The organism is Pseudomonas sp. S2_B10, from assembly GCF_054668425.1.
Genome location: NZ_CP162768.1, coordinates 4,531,009 through 4,549,888, shown reverse-complemented (window position 1 = coordinate 4,549,888; position 18,880 = coordinate 4,531,009). Strand labels below are relative to the sequence as shown.

At 59.4% G+C, this 18,880-nt stretch carries 16 protein-coding genes; 5 read left to right on the top strand and 11 right to left on the bottom strand.

Annotation, left to right across the window (positions count from 1 at the left end):
• Window positions 1-35 precede the first annotated feature (35 nt).
• The gene (locus AB4O45_RS20325) at window positions 36-1,160 is read right to left on the bottom strand and encodes a GNAT family N-acetyltransferase (RefSeq protein ID WP_460160470.1); all 1,125 of its coding nucleotides are present in this window, start codon (window positions 1,158-1,160) and stop codon (window positions 36-38) included.
• A 280-nt stretch (window positions 1,161-1,440) separates the two neighbouring features.
• Here AB4O45_RS20325 and AB4O45_RS20320 point away from each other — a divergent pair, with 280 nt between their 5' ends.
• Window positions 1,441-2,763, top strand: coding sequence for a putative porin (locus tag AB4O45_RS20320; protein ID WP_041478827.1), 1,323 nt, complete (start codon window positions 1,441-1,443; stop codon window positions 2,761-2,763).
• A 264-nt stretch (window positions 2,764-3,027) separates the two neighbouring features.
• On the opposite strand, the gene AB4O45_RS20315 is transcribed toward AB4O45_RS20320, so the two are convergent.
• From AB4O45_RS20315 to aceK, 5 genes are all read right to left on the bottom strand, one after another.
• On the bottom strand, window positions 3,028-3,267 hold the full coding sequence (locus AB4O45_RS20315) for an anti-sigma factor family protein (protein WP_056783624.1): 240 nt from the start codon (window positions 3,265-3,267) through the stop codon (window positions 3,028-3,030).
• Window positions 3,261-3,872, bottom strand: coding sequence for an RNA polymerase sigma factor (locus AB4O45_RS20310; RefSeq protein ID WP_125925316.1), 612 nt, complete (start codon window positions 3,870-3,872; stop codon window positions 3,261-3,263). The genes AB4O45_RS20315 and AB4O45_RS20310 overlap by 7 nt, the downstream gene beginning before the upstream one ends.
• A gap of 135 nt (window positions 3,873-4,007) precedes the next feature.
• On the bottom strand, window positions 4,008-5,129 hold the full coding sequence (locus tag AB4O45_RS20305) for a beta-ketoacyl-ACP synthase III (protein ID WP_016771207.1): 1,122 nt from the start codon (window positions 5,127-5,129) through the stop codon (window positions 4,008-4,010).
• A 399-nt stretch (window positions 5,130-5,528) separates the two neighbouring features.
• Complete coding sequence (hrpA, locus tag AB4O45_RS20300) at window positions 5,529-9,440, bottom strand: ATP-dependent RNA helicase HrpA (RefSeq protein WP_460160469.1); 3,912 nt, start codon at window positions 9,438-9,440, stop codon at window positions 5,529-5,531.
• Window positions 9,441-9,715: 275 nt separating this feature from the next.
• Window positions 9,716-11,437 carry a bifunctional isocitrate dehydrogenase kinase/phosphatase gene (gene aceK / locus AB4O45_RS20295; RefSeq protein ID WP_252868968.1) on the bottom strand — a complete coding sequence of 574 codons (1,722 nt, stop codon included), beginning with the start codon at window positions 11,435-11,437 and terminating at the stop codon, window positions 9,716-9,718.
• A gap of 214 nt (window positions 11,438-11,651) precedes the next feature.
• Here aceK and AB4O45_RS20290 point away from each other — a divergent pair, with 214 nt between their 5' ends.
• Window positions 11,652-12,560: a DMT family transporter gene (locus tag AB4O45_RS20290; protein WP_056783615.1), complete on the top strand. Its 909-nt coding sequence runs from the start codon at window positions 11,652-11,654 to the stop codon at window positions 12,558-12,560.
• A gap of 113 nt (window positions 12,561-12,673) precedes the next feature.
• Here AB4O45_RS20290 and AB4O45_RS20285 read toward each other — a convergent pair whose 3' ends face one another.
• Window positions 12,674-13,537, bottom strand: a complete 864-nt coding sequence (locus tag AB4O45_RS20285; protein ID WP_252879607.1) for a DMT family transporter — start codon at window positions 13,535-13,537, stop codon at window positions 12,674-12,676.
• Between the two features lie 446 nt (window positions 13,538-13,983).
• Between AB4O45_RS20285 and AB4O45_RS20280 the strand changes: the two genes are divergently transcribed.
• Together AB4O45_RS20280 and AB4O45_RS20275 are read left to right on the top strand one after the other, a co-directional pair.
• On the top strand, window positions 13,984-14,520 hold the full coding sequence (locus tag AB4O45_RS20280) for a hypothetical protein (RefSeq protein WP_056783608.1): 537 nt from the start codon (window positions 13,984-13,986) through the stop codon (window positions 14,518-14,520).
• Window positions 14,521-14,563: 43 nt separating this feature from the next.
• Entirely contained in the window at window positions 14,564-14,740 is a 177-nt protein-coding gene (locus AB4O45_RS20275; protein WP_191622380.1) for a hypothetical protein, read from the top strand.
• Between the two features lie 46 nt (window positions 14,741-14,786).
• On the opposite strand, the gene AB4O45_RS20270 is transcribed toward AB4O45_RS20275, so the two are convergent.
• Window positions 14,787-15,725, bottom strand: coding sequence for an aspartyl/asparaginyl beta-hydroxylase domain-containing protein (locus AB4O45_RS20270; protein ID WP_041478836.1), 939 nt, complete (start codon window positions 15,723-15,725; stop codon window positions 14,787-14,789).
• A gap of 184 nt (window positions 15,726-15,909) precedes the next feature.
• On the bottom strand, window positions 15,910-16,884 hold the full coding sequence (cysK, locus tag AB4O45_RS20265) for a cysteine synthase A (protein ID WP_460160468.1): 975 nt from the start codon (window positions 16,882-16,884) through the stop codon (window positions 15,910-15,912).
• A gap of 141 nt (window positions 16,885-17,025) precedes the next feature.
• Between cysK and AB4O45_RS20260 the strand changes: the two genes are divergently transcribed.
• Window positions 17,026-18,102: a DUF748 domain-containing protein gene (locus AB4O45_RS20260; RefSeq protein WP_056783605.1), complete on the top strand. Its 1,077-nt coding sequence runs from the start codon at window positions 17,026-17,028 to the stop codon at window positions 18,100-18,102.
• Here the strand turns inward: AB4O45_RS20260 and AB4O45_RS20255 are convergent.
• Window positions 18,099-18,596, bottom strand: coding sequence for a helix-turn-helix domain-containing protein (locus tag AB4O45_RS20255; protein WP_305382409.1), 498 nt, complete (start codon window positions 18,594-18,596; stop codon window positions 18,099-18,101). The two genes, AB4O45_RS20260 and AB4O45_RS20255, sit on opposite strands and share 4 nt — an antisense overlap.
• On the bottom strand, window positions 18,584-18,814 hold the full coding sequence (locus tag AB4O45_RS20250) for a DUF4160 domain-containing protein (RefSeq protein WP_460160467.1): 231 nt from the start codon (window positions 18,812-18,814) through the stop codon (window positions 18,584-18,586). Before AB4O45_RS20250 ends, AB4O45_RS20255 begins: the two co-directional genes overlap by 13 nt.
• Between the last annotated feature and the right edge of the window lie 66 nt (window positions 18,815-18,880).

Here is an 18,880-nt window from a genome sequence, read left to right as displayed (position 1 = left end):
CTGCATTCCCACGCAGAGCGTGGGAACGATCATGGTCAGGTTTGGCGATAGGGCAACGCCGTTCTCGCCTCTTCGGCATACGCCAGAACCCCAGCGCGCTCTTGCTGGAGGAAATCCTTCACCGCCGCTTTCAGCCCCGGATGGCGCAGGTAATGCCAGGAATGGGTGATCACCGGTTCGAAGCCGCGAATCAACTTGTGCTCGCCCTGCGCCCCGGCATCGAAACGCTGGATGCCATGGGCAATCGCGTAATCCATGCCCTGATAAAAACACGTCTCGAAATGCAGCCGATCAAACTCGGCCAGGCAGCCCCAATAACGCCCGTAGAAACTGTCGCCACCGACCAGACTGAACGCCATCGCCACCGGCCGGGAGCCCTGTTTGGCCAAGACCACGCGAATCGCTTCGGGCATGCGTTCAGCCAGCAGGCTGAAGAACTCGCGCGTCAGGTACGGCGCCTGACGCCGCACCGCGTAGGTGTTGGCATAGCAGGCGTACACGAAATCCCACTGTGCCTCGTCCAGCTCACGCCCCTCCAGCCACTCGAACTCGAAGCCCTGCCCCGCCACCTGCTCGCGTTCCTTGCGCATCTGCTTGCGCTTGCGTGAGCTGAGGGCGTCGAGGAAGTCCTTAAAGTCGCGGTAACCACGGTTCTGCCAGTGATATTGACAGCCGATGCGCTGCAGCCAACCCGGTTGCTCGGCCATCGCAGCATCGGTAAACGGATCGGTGAAATTGATGTGCGCGCTGGACAGTTCTTCGATCTGCAAATAGCCCGGCAGGCTGTTCAGCAGTTCGAAACCGTCCTCGACCTTCGCCGCCAGCAAGCGCGGACCGCTGACCGGGCTGAAGGGCACAGCAGTCAGGAGTTTGGGATAGTAATCGATGCCGGCACGCGCGCAGGCATCGGCCCAGCCGTGATCGAAGACGTACTCGCCGTAGGAATGCCACTTGCGATAACTGGGCAGTGCGGCGATCAGTCGATCATCTTCGATGTGCAGTAAATGTTCGGGCTGCCAGCCCGAATGCGGGCCGACACTGCCGCTGTCTTCCAGCGCACTGAGAAAGGCGTGGCGCAGGAACGGCTGGTTGTCCGGCACCAGCGCATCCCAGCTTGCCGGGGCGATTTCTGACAGGTCTTGCAGGCGTTGCAACGGCATTCACTGGCACTCCACAGCTTGGCGACAAAGCCCGGCGAGTATCGCTGATCGCGACCCCGTTGCACACGCTCAATCGGCCGACAGCGCTCTAACTCGATAGTTCACGCCTGATACGCATCGTCATCAACCTGCCATCACTGTGCCACCGCTCTGTCATAAACCATCGCGATACTGGCGCCTGTTTTTAGAGCGCCGGGTTCTAACCCGGACACAGTTTTCCGGCCTTCAGCCGGTTGTGCCCAGGATGGTTCAGCCATCCCCTTCATCTTCGGAGATTGCTATGCGTCTTGCTTCCACGAAAACTGCAGCGGCCCTGTGCGGCGGCTTGTTGCTGGCCATGAGCGTTCCGGCCAGTGCTGCAGTCGACGCCAAACTGCTCGACATGCTCAAGGCCAACGGGTCGATTTCCCAGGCGCAGTACATCGAGCTGCAAACAGAACTGGCCAAGGATCAGAAGGCTCAGCAAATCGCCCAACAGGCGCAGCAGGAAACCAACGAACAAGTGGCGGCGGTCGCGAAGAAGACCAACGAACAGAGCCTGTTCGACCAGAAACTGGCTTGGGCGGCGAAGACCCAGTTCAAGGGCGACGTACGTATCCGCCAGGAAACCATCAAGATCGACGGCGAGCCGAACAACGGCGGCCGCGACAAGGATCGCCAGCGCATCCGTGCGCGTCTGGGCGCCTACACCGAGATCAACCCGCAAGTCGACACCGGTATCCGCATCGCCACTGGCGGCGGTGACGACGCGCGTTCGACCAACCAGGATCAGGACAACTACTTCGACAAGAAGCAGATCTGGCTCGACCTCGGCTACATCGACTATCACCCTGATCAGATCAAGAACCTGCACGTGATCGGCGGCAAGATGCTGCAACCGTGGGTGAGCATGGGCGACGTGATCTGGGACAGCGATATCAACCCGGAAGGTCTGGCCGTTACCTACAAGTATCCATTGGGCGGCAGCGCCGAACTGTTCGGCAGCCTGGGTAACTACAACCTCAAGGACAACGTTGACGGCGACGGCGTGCAATTCCGCCACGACCTGCGCCTGACCGCTGGCCAGTTGGGCAGCCGCTTCAACATCACCGACAACCTGAAAATGACCGTCGGCGGCAGTGTCTACGCCTACCAGAACGACGAAGACAGCCGCTGCACCGGCACCTCGACGCCGTGCGCGCTGGCAGTCAACGGCAACTCGGCGAACAACGAATTCCGTCTGTATGAAGGGTTCAGCCAGATCGACATCGGCGGCCTGCCAATGCCGCTGTCGTTCTACGGCCAGTACGTGAAGAACAACGATGCCGTGACCGATCAGGACACCGCATGGTTGCTCGGCGCCAAGTCGAAAGTCTTCGGCTTCAACCTCGACTACAACTATCGCGACGTGCAGCGCAATGCCGTGGTCGGCGCCTTCACCGACTCCGACTTCGCCAACGGCACCACCGGTTCGCGCGGGCACAAGTTCAAGGTCGGTTACGACATCGACAAGAACTTCGCCGTCGGCGCCACGTACTTCCTGACCAAGGCCGACTTCGCCAGCCGCAGCCAGCGCGATGCAGACGCCAACACCCTGCAGCTGGATGCTGAAGCGAAGTTCTAAAACGGTAGCTGCAAGCTACAAGCTACAAGCTACAAGCTACAAGCCAAGAGCTGCGAGTGAATGCCTTTACTTGAGGCTTGAAGCTTGAAGCTGCCTCACTCCGGAGCGGGCGGGACGATCCCCATCATCCGTTCGTTTCACCCGCACCGGGTTATTTCTGCAGGATGCAAAAACCCCTGTAGGAGCTGCCGAAGGCTGCGATCTTTTGATCTTGATCCTGAAAACAAGATCAAAAGATCGCAGCCTCGTTGCACTCGACAGCTCCTACAGGGGATTGTCTTTTCGTCGTTGCTCGGCCAGGCGTTCGGCCAAGGCATCGACGTTCTCGTCCGGTTTGTCCGGCAGCGCCTTCAGGGTTGCCTGCATCACGCGCATCTGCCGCATGAATCGCCGGCAGTTGGGGCAGAACAACAGGTGATGACGCACCATCAGCGTCTCGCGAAAGCTCAGTTGGCCATCGAGATAATCGCTGGATCGTGCCACTTGCTCCTTGCAGGTCAACATTCTCCTGTCTCCTCAAAATGTTCCACGGTCGCAAAGACCTTCAAGCGTGCCCGGTGCAGCAGCACGCGGACATTGGAGAGCGAGATCTCCAGAAGATTACAGATATCTTCCAGCTCCAGGCCCTGGCGTTCGCGCAACAGCAGGACACTGCTCTGCAACTCGGACAGACTCAGCAAGGTGTGTTCGAGGCATTCGCGCAGTTCGTTTTCGGTGAGTAGCGCTTCGGGGGTGTCCTGGTGCCAGGCGAACGGCGCGACCAGCCAGTGGCCATCGCTGGAAGAGAAGCGATCGTCACCGATGGTGCCGTGGGGCGATGGCAGGTCGTCGAGCAGGACCTCCCGGCGATTGAGCTTGTAGCGACTCTTGGCCGAATTGGCGGTGATGGTCAGCAACCAGGTCTTGAGGCTGGAACGGCCTTCGAAGCTGGCCAGATGACGCACCACCGACAGCCAGGCATCCTGCACCACTTCCTCGACATGACGCTGGCCGACAATCGCGTAAGCCACAGCGCGCATGGCGCTCTGATACGTGGTGACCAATTCCTTGAAAGCCTTTTGCTCCCCCGCCAGCAGGCGCGTGAGCAGTTGGGTGTCGTCAGCCGCCATCCATCAATCCCCTTGTCCGGACTTCGAAAATGAACGCGGCTGGTGTGCACCTGCCGCGACGTCCGAAAAATTACAGCGTTTCAATCGCTTCGGATGTAGGAAAGATCGACGCGATTAAGGGGAAATTAACCTGTTTCAGCGCTTGCGCAGCAACACACTGCCAATCGAGTAACCGGCTCCGAAGGAGCTGAGCACTGCCAGCGAACCCGAGGCCAGATCATCCTGATATTTATGGAAAGCAATGACAGAACCGGCCGAGCTGGTGTTGGCGTAGCTGTCGAGAATCACCGGAGCTTCTTCTTCGGTAGCTTCGCGGCCGAGCAGCTTGCGCACGATCAGGTGGTTCATGCTCAGATTGGCCTGGTGCAGCCAGAAGCGTTTCACGTCGCCGACATTGAGCTGGTTCTCTTCCAGGTGCTCGCCAATCAGCTCGGCGACCATCGGGCAGACATCCTTGAACACCTTGCGGCCTTCCTGCACGAACAGCTTGTCGCGGGCACCGATGCCCTCTTCCGCCGCGCGGTTGAGGAAGCCGAAGTTGTTGCGGATGTTGTTGGAGAACTTTGTCAGCAATTTGGTGCTGACCACGTCGAACTGGTACGGGGAGGTCGCCAGATCCGCGCGTTCGATGATCACCGCAGTCGCGGCATCGCCGAAGATGAAATGGCTGTCGCGATCACGGAAGTTCAGGTGCCCGGTGCAGACCTCCGGGTTGACCATCAGGATCGCCCGCGCCTGGCCCAGTTGCACGCTGTTGGCGGCGGCCTGGATGCCGAAGGTGGCGGAAGAACACGCCACGTTCATGTCGAAACCAAAACCTTCGATGCCCAACGCTTCCTGGACTTCGATGGCGATGGCCGGGTAAGCGCGTTGCAGGTTGGAGCAGGCAACGATCACGCCGTCGATGTCGGCTGCGGTTTTGCCGGCTCGTTGCAGGGCTTGTTCAGCCGCGCCGACGGCCATCTGGCAGAGCACCGACCATTCATCGTTGGAACGCTCGGGCAGGCGCGGGGCCATGCGTTGCGGATCGAGGATGCCGTCCTTGTCCATGACAAAGCGGCTCTTGATGCCCGAGGCTTTTTCGATGAACGCGGCGCTGGATTCGGTCAGGGCCTGGACTTCACCGCTGGCAATGGCCTCGGCGTTATCGGCGTTGAACTGGGCGACGTAGGTATTGAAAGACTGCACCAGCTCTTCATTGGAGATGCTGTTGGCCGGTGTGTACAGGCCGGTGCCGCTGATGACGACATTATGCATGGTCGTTTCTCTAATCTGTTCAGGCAGAAAGTGCTGGAACCGTCGTACCAACACGCAAAGGGTCTATTCCCATCCGGGGGACGCAAACCTGGCATCGTTTTATTCCGCAGCGCGACACGGCCGAGGGCTCTGGGTCGCGAAACGGCGGGTTATGGTGGCGAAGTTTGCCATAAACCCGAGGTTTTGGCGCCGTTCTCAAGCACAACTGCCATTCACTCCATGAACTCAACTCTGTGGCGAGGGGATTTATCCCCGTTCGACTGCGAAGCAGTCGCCAACCCACCACGCTCGGTATCTGATGAACCGAGGCGTAGGTCTTGGGGCGGCTTCGCCACCCAACGGGGATAAATCCCCTCGCCACAAAGCCCGCTCCACAGGGGGATTGTGTATGGCTGCAGGTCAGGGCTCGACCTGGCTCCACTGTTTGCTCAGGCGCTTGTCGGAGATCGGCACTTTCGTCCCCAACTGCTGAGCAAACAACGACACGCGGTATTCCTCCAGCCACCAGCGGTACAACTCCAGCTGCGGATCACGCTTGCCTTCCTGCGCATGCTTGGCCGCGCGGGTCTGGTATTGCGCCCACAGGCCAGCGAGTTCGCCACTCCAGACGCGATCCTTCTGCACCTGCGCACCGAGTTTCTCGAAACGCTGCTCGACCGCTTTCAGGTAACGCGGCAACTCTTTGAGCCACTGCATCGGCGTCTCGCGGACGAAGCCTGGATAAACCAGATTGCCGATCTGCTGCTTGATGTCGTTCAACGCCACCGCTTGCGCCAGATCGATCTTGCCCTTGAAGCGTTTTTGCAGACCGTGCCAGATCTTGAGGATTTCCAGCGTCAGCCGCGCGACGCGCTCGGCGTGCTCGGTCCAGTTGCCGCGTTTGCGTTCGGCCAATGCCGCCAATCCGGCGCCATCGCGGGGCAACGGGTCTTCACCTTCGAGAATGCAGCTGTCGAGGCTGGCCAGCAGAATGTCTTCGACCAGCGCATCGACGCGGCCCAGTTCACGATAAAGCAAGCCCAGTTCAGTCTGCCCGGGCAACTTGCCGCGCAGGAACTTGGCCGGCTCGGCCAGTTGCTGCATCAACAAACGCTGCAAGGCCCGACGATGCTGGAACTCGGCTTCGGCCGGGGTCGAGAAGCGTCCCTCCTTGACCGTGCCGCCCTCTTCCACCAGCGCCGGGTACACCGTCATCGACAGCCCGGCGATCTTCTGCTGGGTCTTTTCCGCCACCGGGGCAAAGACTTTTGCCTCGACCGGTTGCTGACTTTTCGCACTCTGCGGCACCGCCAGCGCGGCCTGGCTGGCTTCGGCGAAGCGTGCGGTCAGCTCAGCCAGATCGCGGCCTTCGCCAAGGAACTTGCCCTCGCCGTCGACGATTTCCAGGTTCATGCGCAGATGGCTTTCAACCTGCTGCGCCGCTTCCGCCCACGCCTCATCACTGACCCGCGCGCCGGTCATGCGCAGCAGCTCGCGACCGAGCGCTTGCGGCAGCGAACCTTCGGCGAAAGTCATGCGCTGCAACGCGGCCTTGATGAAGTCCGGCACCGGCACGAAGTTCTTGCGCAGGGCTTTCGGCAGGTTGCGCACCAGGGCTATGCACTTGGCCTCGATCAAGCCCGGCACCAGCCATTCCAGACGCTCCGGCGGCAACATCGGCAGCAGCGGCGCCGGCACGCGCAAGGTCACGCCATCGCGCGGGTGATTGGGTTCGAAATGGTAGGTCAGCGCCAGTTCCAGATCGCCGATGTGCAGGGTGTCCGGGTAATCACGGGCGGTGACTTCACTGGCCTCGCGAGCCAGCACGTCTTCTTCGCGCATGATCAACAGCTGCGGATCTTTCTGGCTGTTGACCTTGTACCAACTGTCGAAGGTCGCGGTCTGGTGGATCTCCGCCGGCAGACGCGCATCGTAGAAGGCGTACAAGGTTTCTTCGTCGGCGAGAATGTCGCGACGGCGAGCCTTGGCTTCCAGTTCGTCGAGCTGCTCGAGCAGTTTCTGATTGGCGCTCAGGCATTTGGCCCGCGACTGAATCTCGCCGCGCACCAGGCCTTCGCGGATAAACAGCTCACGCGACACCACCGGATCGACCGGGCCGTAATGCACCGGGCGGCGACCGACCACGATCAGGCCGAACAGGGTGATCTGCTCATAGGCTACGACCTGGCCGCGCTTCTTCTCCCAATGCGGCTCGAAATGGTTTTTCTTGATCAGGTGCCCGGCCAGCGGCTCGATCCAGTCGGCGTCGATCTTGGCGACCATGCGCGCGTACAGCTTGGTGGTTTCCACCAGTTCGGCGGTCATCAGCCACTGCGGACGCTTCTTGCCGATGCCCGACGACGGATGAATCCAGAAGCGCCGTTGCCGCGCGCCGAGGTAATCGCCGTCTTCGGTTTTCTGGCCAATCTGGCTGAGCAAGCCGACCAGCACCGCTTTGTGCAGCTTCGGATAATCCGCCGGCTCTTTGTTCAGGCTCAACTGCATGTCGCGGCAGATCAGGCTCAACTGACGGTGAGAATCACGCCACTCGCGCAAGCGCAGGTAATTGAGGAAATTCTTCCGGCACCAATTGCGCAGCGGATTGGCGGTCAGCGCCTGGCGCTGTTCTTCAAAACCACGCCACAGATTGACCAGGCCGGCGAAATCCGAATCCGGATCCTTCCATTGCGCATGGGCCTGATCCGCCGCTTGCTGACGCTCCGGTGGACGCTCGCGCGGGTCCTGAATCGACATCGCACTGGCGACGATCAGCACTTCCTGCAAGCTGCCGAGCCTGGCCGCTTCCAGGAGCATGCGGCCCATGCGCGGGTCGACCGGCAAGCGCGCCAATTGTCGACCGAGCGGCGTCAGCTGACTGTTGCGATCCACTGCCGAAAGCTCTTGCAGCAGGTTGAAACCGTCGCTGATCGCCTTGCCATCCGGCGGCTCGATAAACGGGAAGGCAGTGATTTCGCCGAGGCGCAGATGGAGCATCTGCAAAATTACGGCGGCGAGGTTGGTGCGCAGAATTTCCGGATCGGTAAATTCCGGGCGGCCGAGGAAATCCTCTTCGCTGTACAAACGCACGCAGATGCCCGGCTCGACCCGCCCGCAACGACCTTTACGCTGATTGGCGCTGGCCTGGGAAATCGCTTCGATCGGCAAGCGCTGAACCTTGGCCCGATAGCTGTAACGACTGATGCGCGCGGTGCCGCTGTCGATCACATAGCGAATGCCCGGTACGGTCAACGAGGTTTCGGCGACGTTGGTCGCCAGCACTACACGACGGCCCGGGTGCGACTGGAAAATGCGCTGCTGTTCCGCCGGCGACAGGCGCGCGTACAGCGGCAGGATTTCGGTGTGCTTGAGCTGGGCCCTGCGCAGCATGTCGGCAGCATCGCGAATCTCCCGCTCGCCGGGCAGGAACACCAGCACATCGCCGGGGCTGCGTCGTTCGCTGCGCTCGTAGGCGGCGATTTCGTCGAGGGTGGCGAGAATCGCCTGATCGACGGTCAGGTCATCCTCGACCCGGTTGCCCTCCTCGTCCTGCTCAAGCGTCAGCGGCCGGTACCAGGTTTCCACCGGGAAAGTACGCCCCGACACTTCGACGATCGGCGCGTCATCGAAGTGCTTGGAGAAGCGCTCCAGATCGATGGTCGCCGACGTGATGATGACCTTCAGGTCGGGACGGCGTGGCAGCAGGGTTTTCAGATAACCGAGGAGGAAATCGATGTTGAGACTGCGTTCGTGGGCTTCGTCGACGATGATCGTGTCGTAGCGCTCGAGGTAGCGATCGTTCTGGGTTTCCGCCAGCAGGATACCGTCGGTCATCAGTTTGATCAGGGTGTTGGCATCGCTTTGATCTTCGAAACGCACCTGATAGCCGACCAGCGCTCCAAGCGGCGTGCCGAGTTCTTCGGCGACACGGCTGGCGACGCTGCGCGCGGCGATCCGACGCGGCTGGGTATGGCCGATCAGACCGTGCTGGCCGCGACCGATTTCCAGACAGATTTTCGGCAACTGGGTGGTTTTACCCGAACCGGTTTCGCCAGCGATGATCAGCACCTGATGTTGCTCCAGGGCCTTTTTGATTTCGTCGCGCTTGGCCGCGATCGGCAAACTGTCGTCGTAACGAATCACCGGCAGGCTCGCGCGACGCGCCAGTACCTGATCACAGGACGCCTGCATGCGCGTCACCCACTGGGCCAGTTTGGCCTCGTCGGGTTTCTTGCGCAGTTCAAGCAACTGCCGCCGCAGCCGGTGACGGTCGGCGAGCATGGCGTGATCGAGGTTTTTCAGCAGTTTGTCGATGGAGGGCGATTCGTCGGTCATCGGGTAGGCAATTCGGTCGTCTATTTATGCAGGGGGCGGATTGTCGCAGATTTGGGGGGGTTGTGGCGTGTCAGGGGGATTGCGACCCTCACCCTAGCCCTCTCCCAAAGGGAGAGGGGACCGATTGGGGGATGCTTCAAAGGTACATCGACCTGAAAGAGCTTTGCCGAATCCATAATCGCCGAGCTCTTTCAGGTCGGCGTTTGACCCAAGACACCTCGGTCAGCTCCCTCTCCCTCTGGGAGAGGGCTTGGGGTGAGGGGCTTTTAAAAGAGCTACTCGTTGTCGAGGCCTTTGCGCCGATATGGGAAGACGTCGATCACCTTCCCCGCCCGAATCGCCTCCTGCAAGCCCTTCCAGTAATCGGCGTTGTACAACTCGCCATGCAACTGATCGAACAGCTTGCGCTGTCCGGCATCGGCAAACAGGAACGGCGGAAACTCTTCGGGAAAAACGTCCAGCGGGCCGATGGAGTACCACGGCTCAGAGGCCATTTCATCCTCCGGCGTGCGCGGTGCCGGGATGTGGCGGAAGTTGGCTTCGGTCAGGAAGCAGATTTCGTCGTAGTCGTAGAACACCACCCGGCCGTGTCGAGTGACGCCGAAGTTCTTCAGCAGCATATCCCCGGGAAAAATATTCGCCGCCGCCAGCTGCTTGATCGCCAGGCCGTAATCCTCAAGCGCTTCACGTACCTGGGCGTCGTTGGCATTTTCCAGATACAGGTTGAGCGGGGTCATCCGGCGTTCGGTCCAGCAGTGGCGGATCAGCACGGTTTCGCCTTCGACCGAAACCGTGGACGGCGCGACCTCTAGCAATTCTTCCAGACACGCCGGATCGAACTTGCTCAGGGGAAAACGGAAGTCGGCAAACTCCTGGGTATCGGCCATGCGCCCGACCCGATCGACGCTTTTCACCAGTCGATATTTTTCAATCACCGTGGCGCGGTCGACGTTTTTCGACGGTGAGAAACGGTCCTTGATTATTTTGAATACGGTGTTGAAACCCGGCAGGGTAAACACGCTCATGACCATGCCGCGCACGCCCGGGGCCATGATGAACTGGTCGTCAGTGTTGGCCAGGTGATTGATCAGCGCGCGGTAAAATTCCGACTTACCGTGCTTGTAGAAACCGATCGAGGTGTACAGCTCGGCGATGTGCTTGCCCGGCAGGATGCGCCGCAGAAATCCGATGAACTCCGCCGGCACCGGGACATCGACCATGAAATACGAACGGGTGAAAGAGAAGATGATCGACACATCGGCTTCGTCGGTGATCAACGCGTCGATCTGAATGCCCCGACCTTCGCGGTGCAACAAGGGAATCACCAGCGGCCATTGCTCGTCGCGGGTGTAGATGCGTCCGACCAGATACGCGCCCTTGTTGCGGTAGAGTACCGAGGAAAATAGCTCGACGCTCAGCTCCGGGTCCTTGCACACCCAGTCCGGCAGGTTCTCGCGCAATTGCGCTTCGAGCCGCAGCAAGTCGCCGGGCAAATCAGCGTAATCCTCGCTGAAGCGGTAATCGGCGAAGATGCTGGCGAGCATCCCGGACATCTGGCCCTGCGGCTTGTACGTACGGGTTTGCGCGGCGCGGGCACGGCGCAGGCTAGGACGCGTGGTGTGGATGAACATGCAGCCGTCGCTGATCAGGTCGTGGCTGAACAGCCCGCAGAAAATCGAGTTGTACCAGGTTTCGGACAGCTCATCGTCGAAGCGCAGGTCGATGACACTGATATAGGCGCTTTTCACCAGCGGCCAGCAGCTGACGTTCATCAGGGTCTCTTCGTCGAAATACTCGCGCAGGCGAGCGACGGTTTCGCCAACCTTTTCCTCATACAGACTGATCCGCGCCGCCGACGCGGCCTGCGCCTCCTGCCAGCGCGCCTGTTCGAAGCGCTCCCGCGCGCCATCGGTGATGCGGCGGAAATGCTCGCGGTAATCGTCGAAGCCGGCGAGGATCATCCGCGCGATCTCGGTGGCTGGCCATTGCTGCGACATAAATGAAACCTCGGCGGGAATTCGGTTGGTCTGAGCTTAGTCACGGAAGCGCTCGCAGGAAAAGCGCAATTTCTGCCAAAACCGATACGGGGCTGACCGTTGACGGGGTTTCTCGCGCAGGTAAATCCCGAGGCAGAATTAAAAGCCCGAATAGCGGTTGCCATGATCCGGACGCTCGGCAACACTCTCGTCCCGATCAAGGAAGGAGCCCACCGTGAGCCCTGTCGATATTTTCCGCATGTTGTCGCTGGCCGCTATCTGGGGCGCGAGTTTTCTGTTCATGCGCATCATTGCCCCGGTGATCGGCACGATCCCGACCGGGTTCTTTCGCGTGTCGATCGCGGCCGCCGGGCTGCTGGTGATACTCGGGCTGATGCGCATCAGTTGGGATTTCAAGGGCAAGCTGAAAACCGTGATGCTGCTTGGCGTGATCAACTCGGGGATTCCGGCGACGCTGTATTCGGTTGCCGCCCAGGTATTGCCGGCCGGCTATTCGGCGATCTTCAATGCAACCACGCCGCTGATGGGCGTGTTGATTGGCGGTTTGTTCTTCAGCGAGAAACTGACGATCGCCAAGCTGGGCGGTGTGTTCCTCGGCCTGTTCGGCGTCGGCGTGCTGACACGCGCCGGTCCCGTGGCCTTCGACCTGCAACTGCTGATGGGCGCGGTCGCCTGCCTGCTGGCGACCACTTGTTATGGCTTTGCCGGTTTCCTCGCGCGGCGCTGGCTGGATCAGGCCGGTGGGCTGGACAGCCGTTTGTCGGCACTGGGCAGCATGCTCGGAGCGACGTTGTTTCTGCTGCCGCTGTTCGCCTACAGCGTGATCACTGCGCCGCCGGTCAGCTGGGGTGGCTGGCATGTCTGGCTGTCGCTGCTCGGCCTGGGCCTGGGTTGCACGGCGTTTGCCTACATCATCTATTTCCGCCTGCTCAGCTCGATCGGCCCGGTAAAATCGATGACCGTGACCTTCATGATCCCGCCGTTCGGCGTGTTGTGGGGGGCGTTGTTGCTGGATGAGCCGTTGTCGATGGCGCACATTTATGGCGGGGTGCTGATTGCGGCAGCGTTGTGGCTGGTGTTGAAGCCGGCGGTGGTGAGGCCTGCAAAGGTGTCAGTCCGTTAGATTTTCTGCCGCAGATATTCGCGAGCAGGCTCGCTCCCACAGAAAAATACATTCCAATGTGGGAGCGAGCCTGCTCGCGAAAGGCGGCGCAACAAGCGCCACCTGCCTATCGGCTATCCGGTTTTACGGAACACAAACACCAACCCGACAATAATCAGCAGCATTCCCAACACGCTCAACGCCGCCAGACGATTACCGAAAATCAGGTAATCCATCACTGCCGTCACCGCCGGCACCAGATAGAACAGGCTGGTGACATTCACCAGATTGCCCCGCGCGATCAGTCGATACAGCAACAGCGTCGCCAGCACCGACACCACCAGGCCCATCCATAACACCGGGACAATGAAGCCTGCGCTGTGCTCGAAGTGAAACGGCTGGAACGGTACGAACACCGCGCACAGCAACAGGCCGGCCAGGTACTGCACTGGCAGCGTACCGAGCGGATTGTCGGTGATGCGTTTTTGCATGATCGAGCCGAGCGTCATGCTCGCCAGCGCCAGCAAACCGAACAACATGCCTGCCCAGGACATTCCGGCCAGACCGATCCCTTGATAAACCACCATGATCAGCCCGGCCAGACCCAGCGCCAGGCCGAACAGGCGGCTCGCCGAACGCTGGCGCTCCATCAGCACCACGGTGAGAATCGGCTGAACGCCCATCAGAGTGGCCATCACCCCCGGCGTGACTTTGCAATCCAGCGCCAGCAGATAAAAGATCTGATAGGCGCCCAACAGCACCACGCCGGTGGCGATCGCAAACAGCATCGGTTTGCCACCCTTGGGCAGCTTCAATTTCAGCAGCGGCGCCAGCAACACCAGCCCGCACAGGGCGATGGCGAAGCGAATCAGCAGAAAGGCAAAGGGCGAAGCATGGGCCAGGCCCCATTTAGAGAAAATCGCCCCGCTGCTCCACAGCAGAACGAACAGGCTCGTGGACGTCGCCGCGAGCGCGGACTGTTTCGAAAGGACAAACATGAATACCACCTGTAGTCAGGCAAGAAGCCAACTCAGCCGAAGCTGAAATTCAGTAGGTTGTTCTGGCGGGCGCGGGGTTCAGCAGAAACTGCCGATCAGCCCCGAACACCAACGCCCGGCGGCGAAACGACTGCGCACACCGGCGTGCTACTGACAGGTGGAGGGTAATGACTGATCTGCACAGGCTGCCGATTCCCGCACGGCACGACGCCAGCGTTGACCGCTGAATCGACTACCGCGTTGATGAGGGATGCAGGCATGGATGCTGATCTTTATTGAGGAAATGAAGGCGTGAGCATGGCGCTCAAGCGGGCTGACTATAACCAGCCCGGGACACAGATTGCAATGACTTGGGCAATGGGCCGGTAGCGACAGTGCGGCGCCGGGTGGTTAGGGTTATTGGCGTGGCAACGGATTGTCAGGAGACATGGAATGCAAGAGATCATATGCCAAGGAAACGGACGTATTTGCGGTATCAGGTTTATCGGTCGGAGGCGAGGAAGCGGGCGGCAGTTACATTTGCGAAGCTACACAGCGAACTCGAGGCGCGCGCAATTGTTGACGTTGATTATTCCAAGGTTCGCTTCGAGGCTATTGATGCGTCCGCCATGAAAGCTTATGAGCAATGGCTCGATCCGCATTTCTGCTGGGAGGAAATTGTCCGATGGAAAGCCAAAGAACCAATGAGCTTCGATCTGGCAATCTGGTTTGATCGTGAACTGTGCGGACTTTGTTTCGCCAATCCGAACCAAAGCCGACTGAGAGTCAAGATTGTGCGTCTTGAGGGGCACCCAAACGAACACCCGCTCAAGGGCCGCATAGCGACCTTCGCCCTGACTGCCGTCACTCATTTCGCACGTATCATCGGCAGCCAGCAAATCGAAATTCAGGAGCCTCTTTCGGGAGCTATACCTCTATACCGTCAACTGGGTTTCGAATTCGACTCTGAGGGCCGTCTTGTGAAGCGTATTGACCAAGTCTAGTATCTGAGCACCTGCTCATTTAGTGATCAACGTGGGAGATCCCATGAAAGCTGTCGTTGAAAAGAAAGCATCAAACTTCAAATCCAGAAAGATGGAGAAAAAGCAGCCATCTGTTGAATTATCTGAAACCGAGATGCATCGCATCAGGAATGCACTGGTCAATCCAGCCGTTGAAGAGCCAAGCGGCGCATTAGCCGGGTCGTCCTTTTCCTTCCGCTAATGAAAAACCGCTCCCAAAGAGCGGTTTTCTATTGTCTGATCCAGCCTCAACCAAACAACCAGTACCCCAGCAACGTCAGCACCAGCACCGCCAGCACCGGGCGCATTACCCTGTAGGCCTTGGGATGGCGGCGCTTCCACTGCTTGACCACGCCGCTGAAACGGTCGCTGAAGTTCTTGCTCCAGGCATAAGCCTGGTTGATGCCGCCAACGCGTTCGTCATCAAGATTCTGCGGCGCGGTGGCGCGGCCGAGCCAGCCGCTGATGAAGCGGTTGATCCGGGTCATCAGGCGGTTGCTCAGCGGACGTTCGATGTCACAGAACAGAATCACTCGAGTCTGAGCGGTTTCATTCTTGACCCAGTGCACGTAGGTCTCGTCGAACATCACGTCATCGCCGTCGCGCCAGGCATAGACCTGACCGTCGACGAAGATCCGGCAATCATCGGAGTTGGGCGTCGACAAACCGAGGTGATAGCGCAGCGAGCCGGCGAACGGATCGCGGTGCGGGTTGAGGTGACTGCCGCCCGGCAGCAGCGCAAACATCGCGCCCTTGACGTTGGGAATGGCGCTGACCAGCGCCACGGTTTTCGGGCACAGGGCTTCGGCCGATGGCAACGGTTTGTCGTACCACTTCAAATAGAAACGCTTCCAGCCTTTCTTGAAAAACGAACCGAAACCGGCATCGTTATTCTTTTCGGCAGCGCGAATGTAGCCTTCGTCGAACAGGTGCATGGCTTCGTCGCGGATGGTTTCCCAGTTGTCGCGCAGAACATCCAGTTCCGGAAACTTGCTGCGATCCAGATACGGTCTGGATGGCACTGCGGAAAACAGGTACATCAACGCGTTGTAGGGCGCGAACAGCGCGGAGTGGTTGACGAACTGGCGCAATACCGGCAAACGCGCCTTGCCGCGCAAATGCACATAGAGCGTGCTGCCCAGAAACAGCAACAGCACAAACGCCTTGGCGGCAAACGAAACGGTCATCAACAACTCCTTGAATAAAGACAACGCTGCGCAATGCCCTTTACCCGGCATGGCCGCCGGCCATGATAAACACTACCGGCCTGCGGAAAAACCCGCCTGACACAAGATTCAGTGTTAAGCATTACGCAACAAAGCCTTTATTAACATGCAGCACCTGAACCTCGGCTGACCTGAATCAACAGGCTTACTGCTGGTTCTCCTGCTCGGTAAACAGGTCACTGAACAGCATGCTCGACAGGTAACGCTCACCCGAATCCGGCAGCACCACGACGATGGTTTTACCCTGCATCTCTGGTTTCTCCGCCAGACGCACCGCCACCGCCATGGCAGCACCGCAGGAAATGCCGCACAAAATCCCCTCTTCCTGCATCAGGCGCAGAGCCATGGCCTTGGATTCTTCATCGGTCACCTGTTCGACACGATCGACCATCGACAGATCAAGGTTCTTCGGCACAAAACCGGCGCCAATGCCCTGAATCTTGTGCGGGCTCGGCTTGATCTCGGCGCCGGCCAACGCCTGCGTAATCACCGGCGAAGAAGCGGGCTCGACAGCCACCGACAGAATCGGTTTACCGGCGGTGTTCTTGATATACCGCGAGACACCAGTAATGGTTCCGCCGGTACCTACGCCAGCCACCAGCACATCCACGGCGCCGTCGGTGTCGTTCCAGATTTCCGGGCCGGTGGTCTTTTCATGAATCGCCGGGTTGGCCGGGTTATCGAACTGCGCCGGCATGAAGTATTTGTCGGCATCGCTGGCGACGATTTCCGCAGCTTTCTCGATGGCGCCCTTCATGCCCTTGGCCGGCTCGGTCAACACCAGTTCCGCGCCCAAGGCTTTAAGAACCTTGCGGCGCTCGATGCTCATCGATGCCGGCATGGTCAGCATCAACGTGTAGCCACGCGCAGCGGCAACGAAGGCCAGACCGATACCGGTGTTACCGGAAGTCGGCTCGACAATGGTCATGCCCGGCTTGAGTCTGCCGCTGCCTTCGGCGTCCCAGATCATGTTGGCGCCGATTCGGCATTTGACCGAGTAACCGGGATTGCGCCCCTCGATCTTGGCCAGAATCGTAACCCCGCGCGGCGCGATGCGGTTGATCTGGACCAGCGGCGTATTACCGATGGAGTGGGCGTTGTCAGCGTAAATACGGCTCATGGCTGGGTCCTTATGCAGCGTTGAATTCAGCCTTCCAAGGTAAGCCCGTTGCCGATCACAGTCCAGTCGGGTCGAACGTCTGCAAACGCGCGGAGTCAATCGCATTGAATCGTCAAGCCACACTCTTGAAGGAACAATGGCATGAAACGTCGTTACAGCTGGCCGCTCTGGACCCTGGCGGGTGTCGTGGTGCTGCTGGTCGCCCTGCATTTCGCCCTGCCCTATCTGGTACGCGACTACCTCAATGACAAGCTCGCGGACATGGGCGATTACCGTGGACAGATCACGGATGTCGATCTCGCGCTATGGCGCGGCGCCTACAAAATCAATGGCCTGAAGATCGTCAAGGTCGATGGTAAGGTCCCGGTGCCGTTCGTCGATGCGCCGTTGATCGACCTGTCGGTGAGCTGGCATTCGCTCTGGTACGACCATGCCGTGGTCGCGCAGGTGCAATTTCTCAACCCCGAAATCAACTTCGTCGACGGCGGCCCCAACAAGCAGAACTCGCAGACCGGTCAGGGCACCGACTGGCGTGAGCAGTTGGGCAAGCTGCTGCCGATCACCCTCGATGAGGTGCAGATCAACGACGGCCGTATCACCTTCCGCAACTTCAATTCCAAGCCGCCGGTGAACATGAATGCCAGCAACGTCAACGCCAGCATCTACAACCTGACCAATGTGGTCGACAAGGAAGGCAAACGCGACGCCCGCTTTGAAGGCAAGGCTTTGCTGCTGGGCCACGCGCCATTGGAAACCACCGCCACCTTCGATCCGCTGAGCAACTTCGAAGACTTTGAATTCCGTCTGCGCGCCCGTGACATCGAGCTCAAACGCATGAACGACTTCGCCGCCGCCTACGGCAAGTTCGACTTCAACGCCGGCCACGGCGACGTGGTTATCGAAGCGAAGGCAGAGAAAGCCCGACTCACCGGCTACATCAAACCCCTGCTGCGCGACGTCGACGTATTCAACTGGCAGCAGGACGTCGAAAACAAGAACAAAGGCCTGTTCCGCTCAATCTGGGAAGCGCTGGTCGGCGGCACCGAGACCGTGCTGAAAAACCAGAACAAAAACCAGTTCGCCACTCGCGTCGAACTCAGCGGCAATGTTCACCAGCAGAACGTCAACGCCTTCGAAGCGTTTTTGCAGATTTTGCGCAATGGCTTCATCCAGGCATTCAATGCGCGATATGAGCGGCCGAAGCCGGATGAGGGTTAATTTTTGCGGTTGACGACATATCGACCTGTGTCTTCGGCCGCTATCGATGAACGCTGTTGCAGCGAATCCCAGCCCAGGCAGGCCAAGGCCAAAGAACGTGGCACTGCTTCACGCCCATTGCTGTAACGGCTGATGCTGCGAGCGCTCACACCGAGCGCTTCGGCCGCATCATTGAGAGAAAGTCCGGTACGGGCGCGCCAATCGATAAAAATGCGCGTGTTCTCATCCTGGGCATTTTGCGCTAGCGCATCCATATACAAGGTGTCTGCACCGATCTGTACGTCGGGTTCAACCCATTCAACGATCCAACCCTCGTCCCCGACTACGGCAGTCGCAAAGACTTCGCGATCAAGCAGTGGCCGCAGACCTGGATAAGTATGAATATCCATCCCCAAACCAACTGTCAGTTCCTGACCATTGATAAATGTCAGCGCCAACCTGAAATCCGACAGGACGTGCGCAGATCGCAGACGCGGCCGTTTCATGGGTAACATCGTTTCCACTCCTTCAGTAGTTGCGCCTGATGTGCGCCCACCCAAGCCAACGCTTCTTTGACGATCAGCGGCGGGGCCTTACCCATCATGACTTCGATCGTTTCCAGGCTGAGTATCACGTCAACGCCGCCACCGGTCAGGTGGACATGGGGCGGTGGGTGATCTTTCTCACGCAGTTGTGTGCGGTATTTATCGCGAAATCGGTATTTAGTAGACATGGATCACAAGCTATCGCCAAATCGGCGATACCGAAATACTGGCCATCCGCCGAGACTGAGTCAACA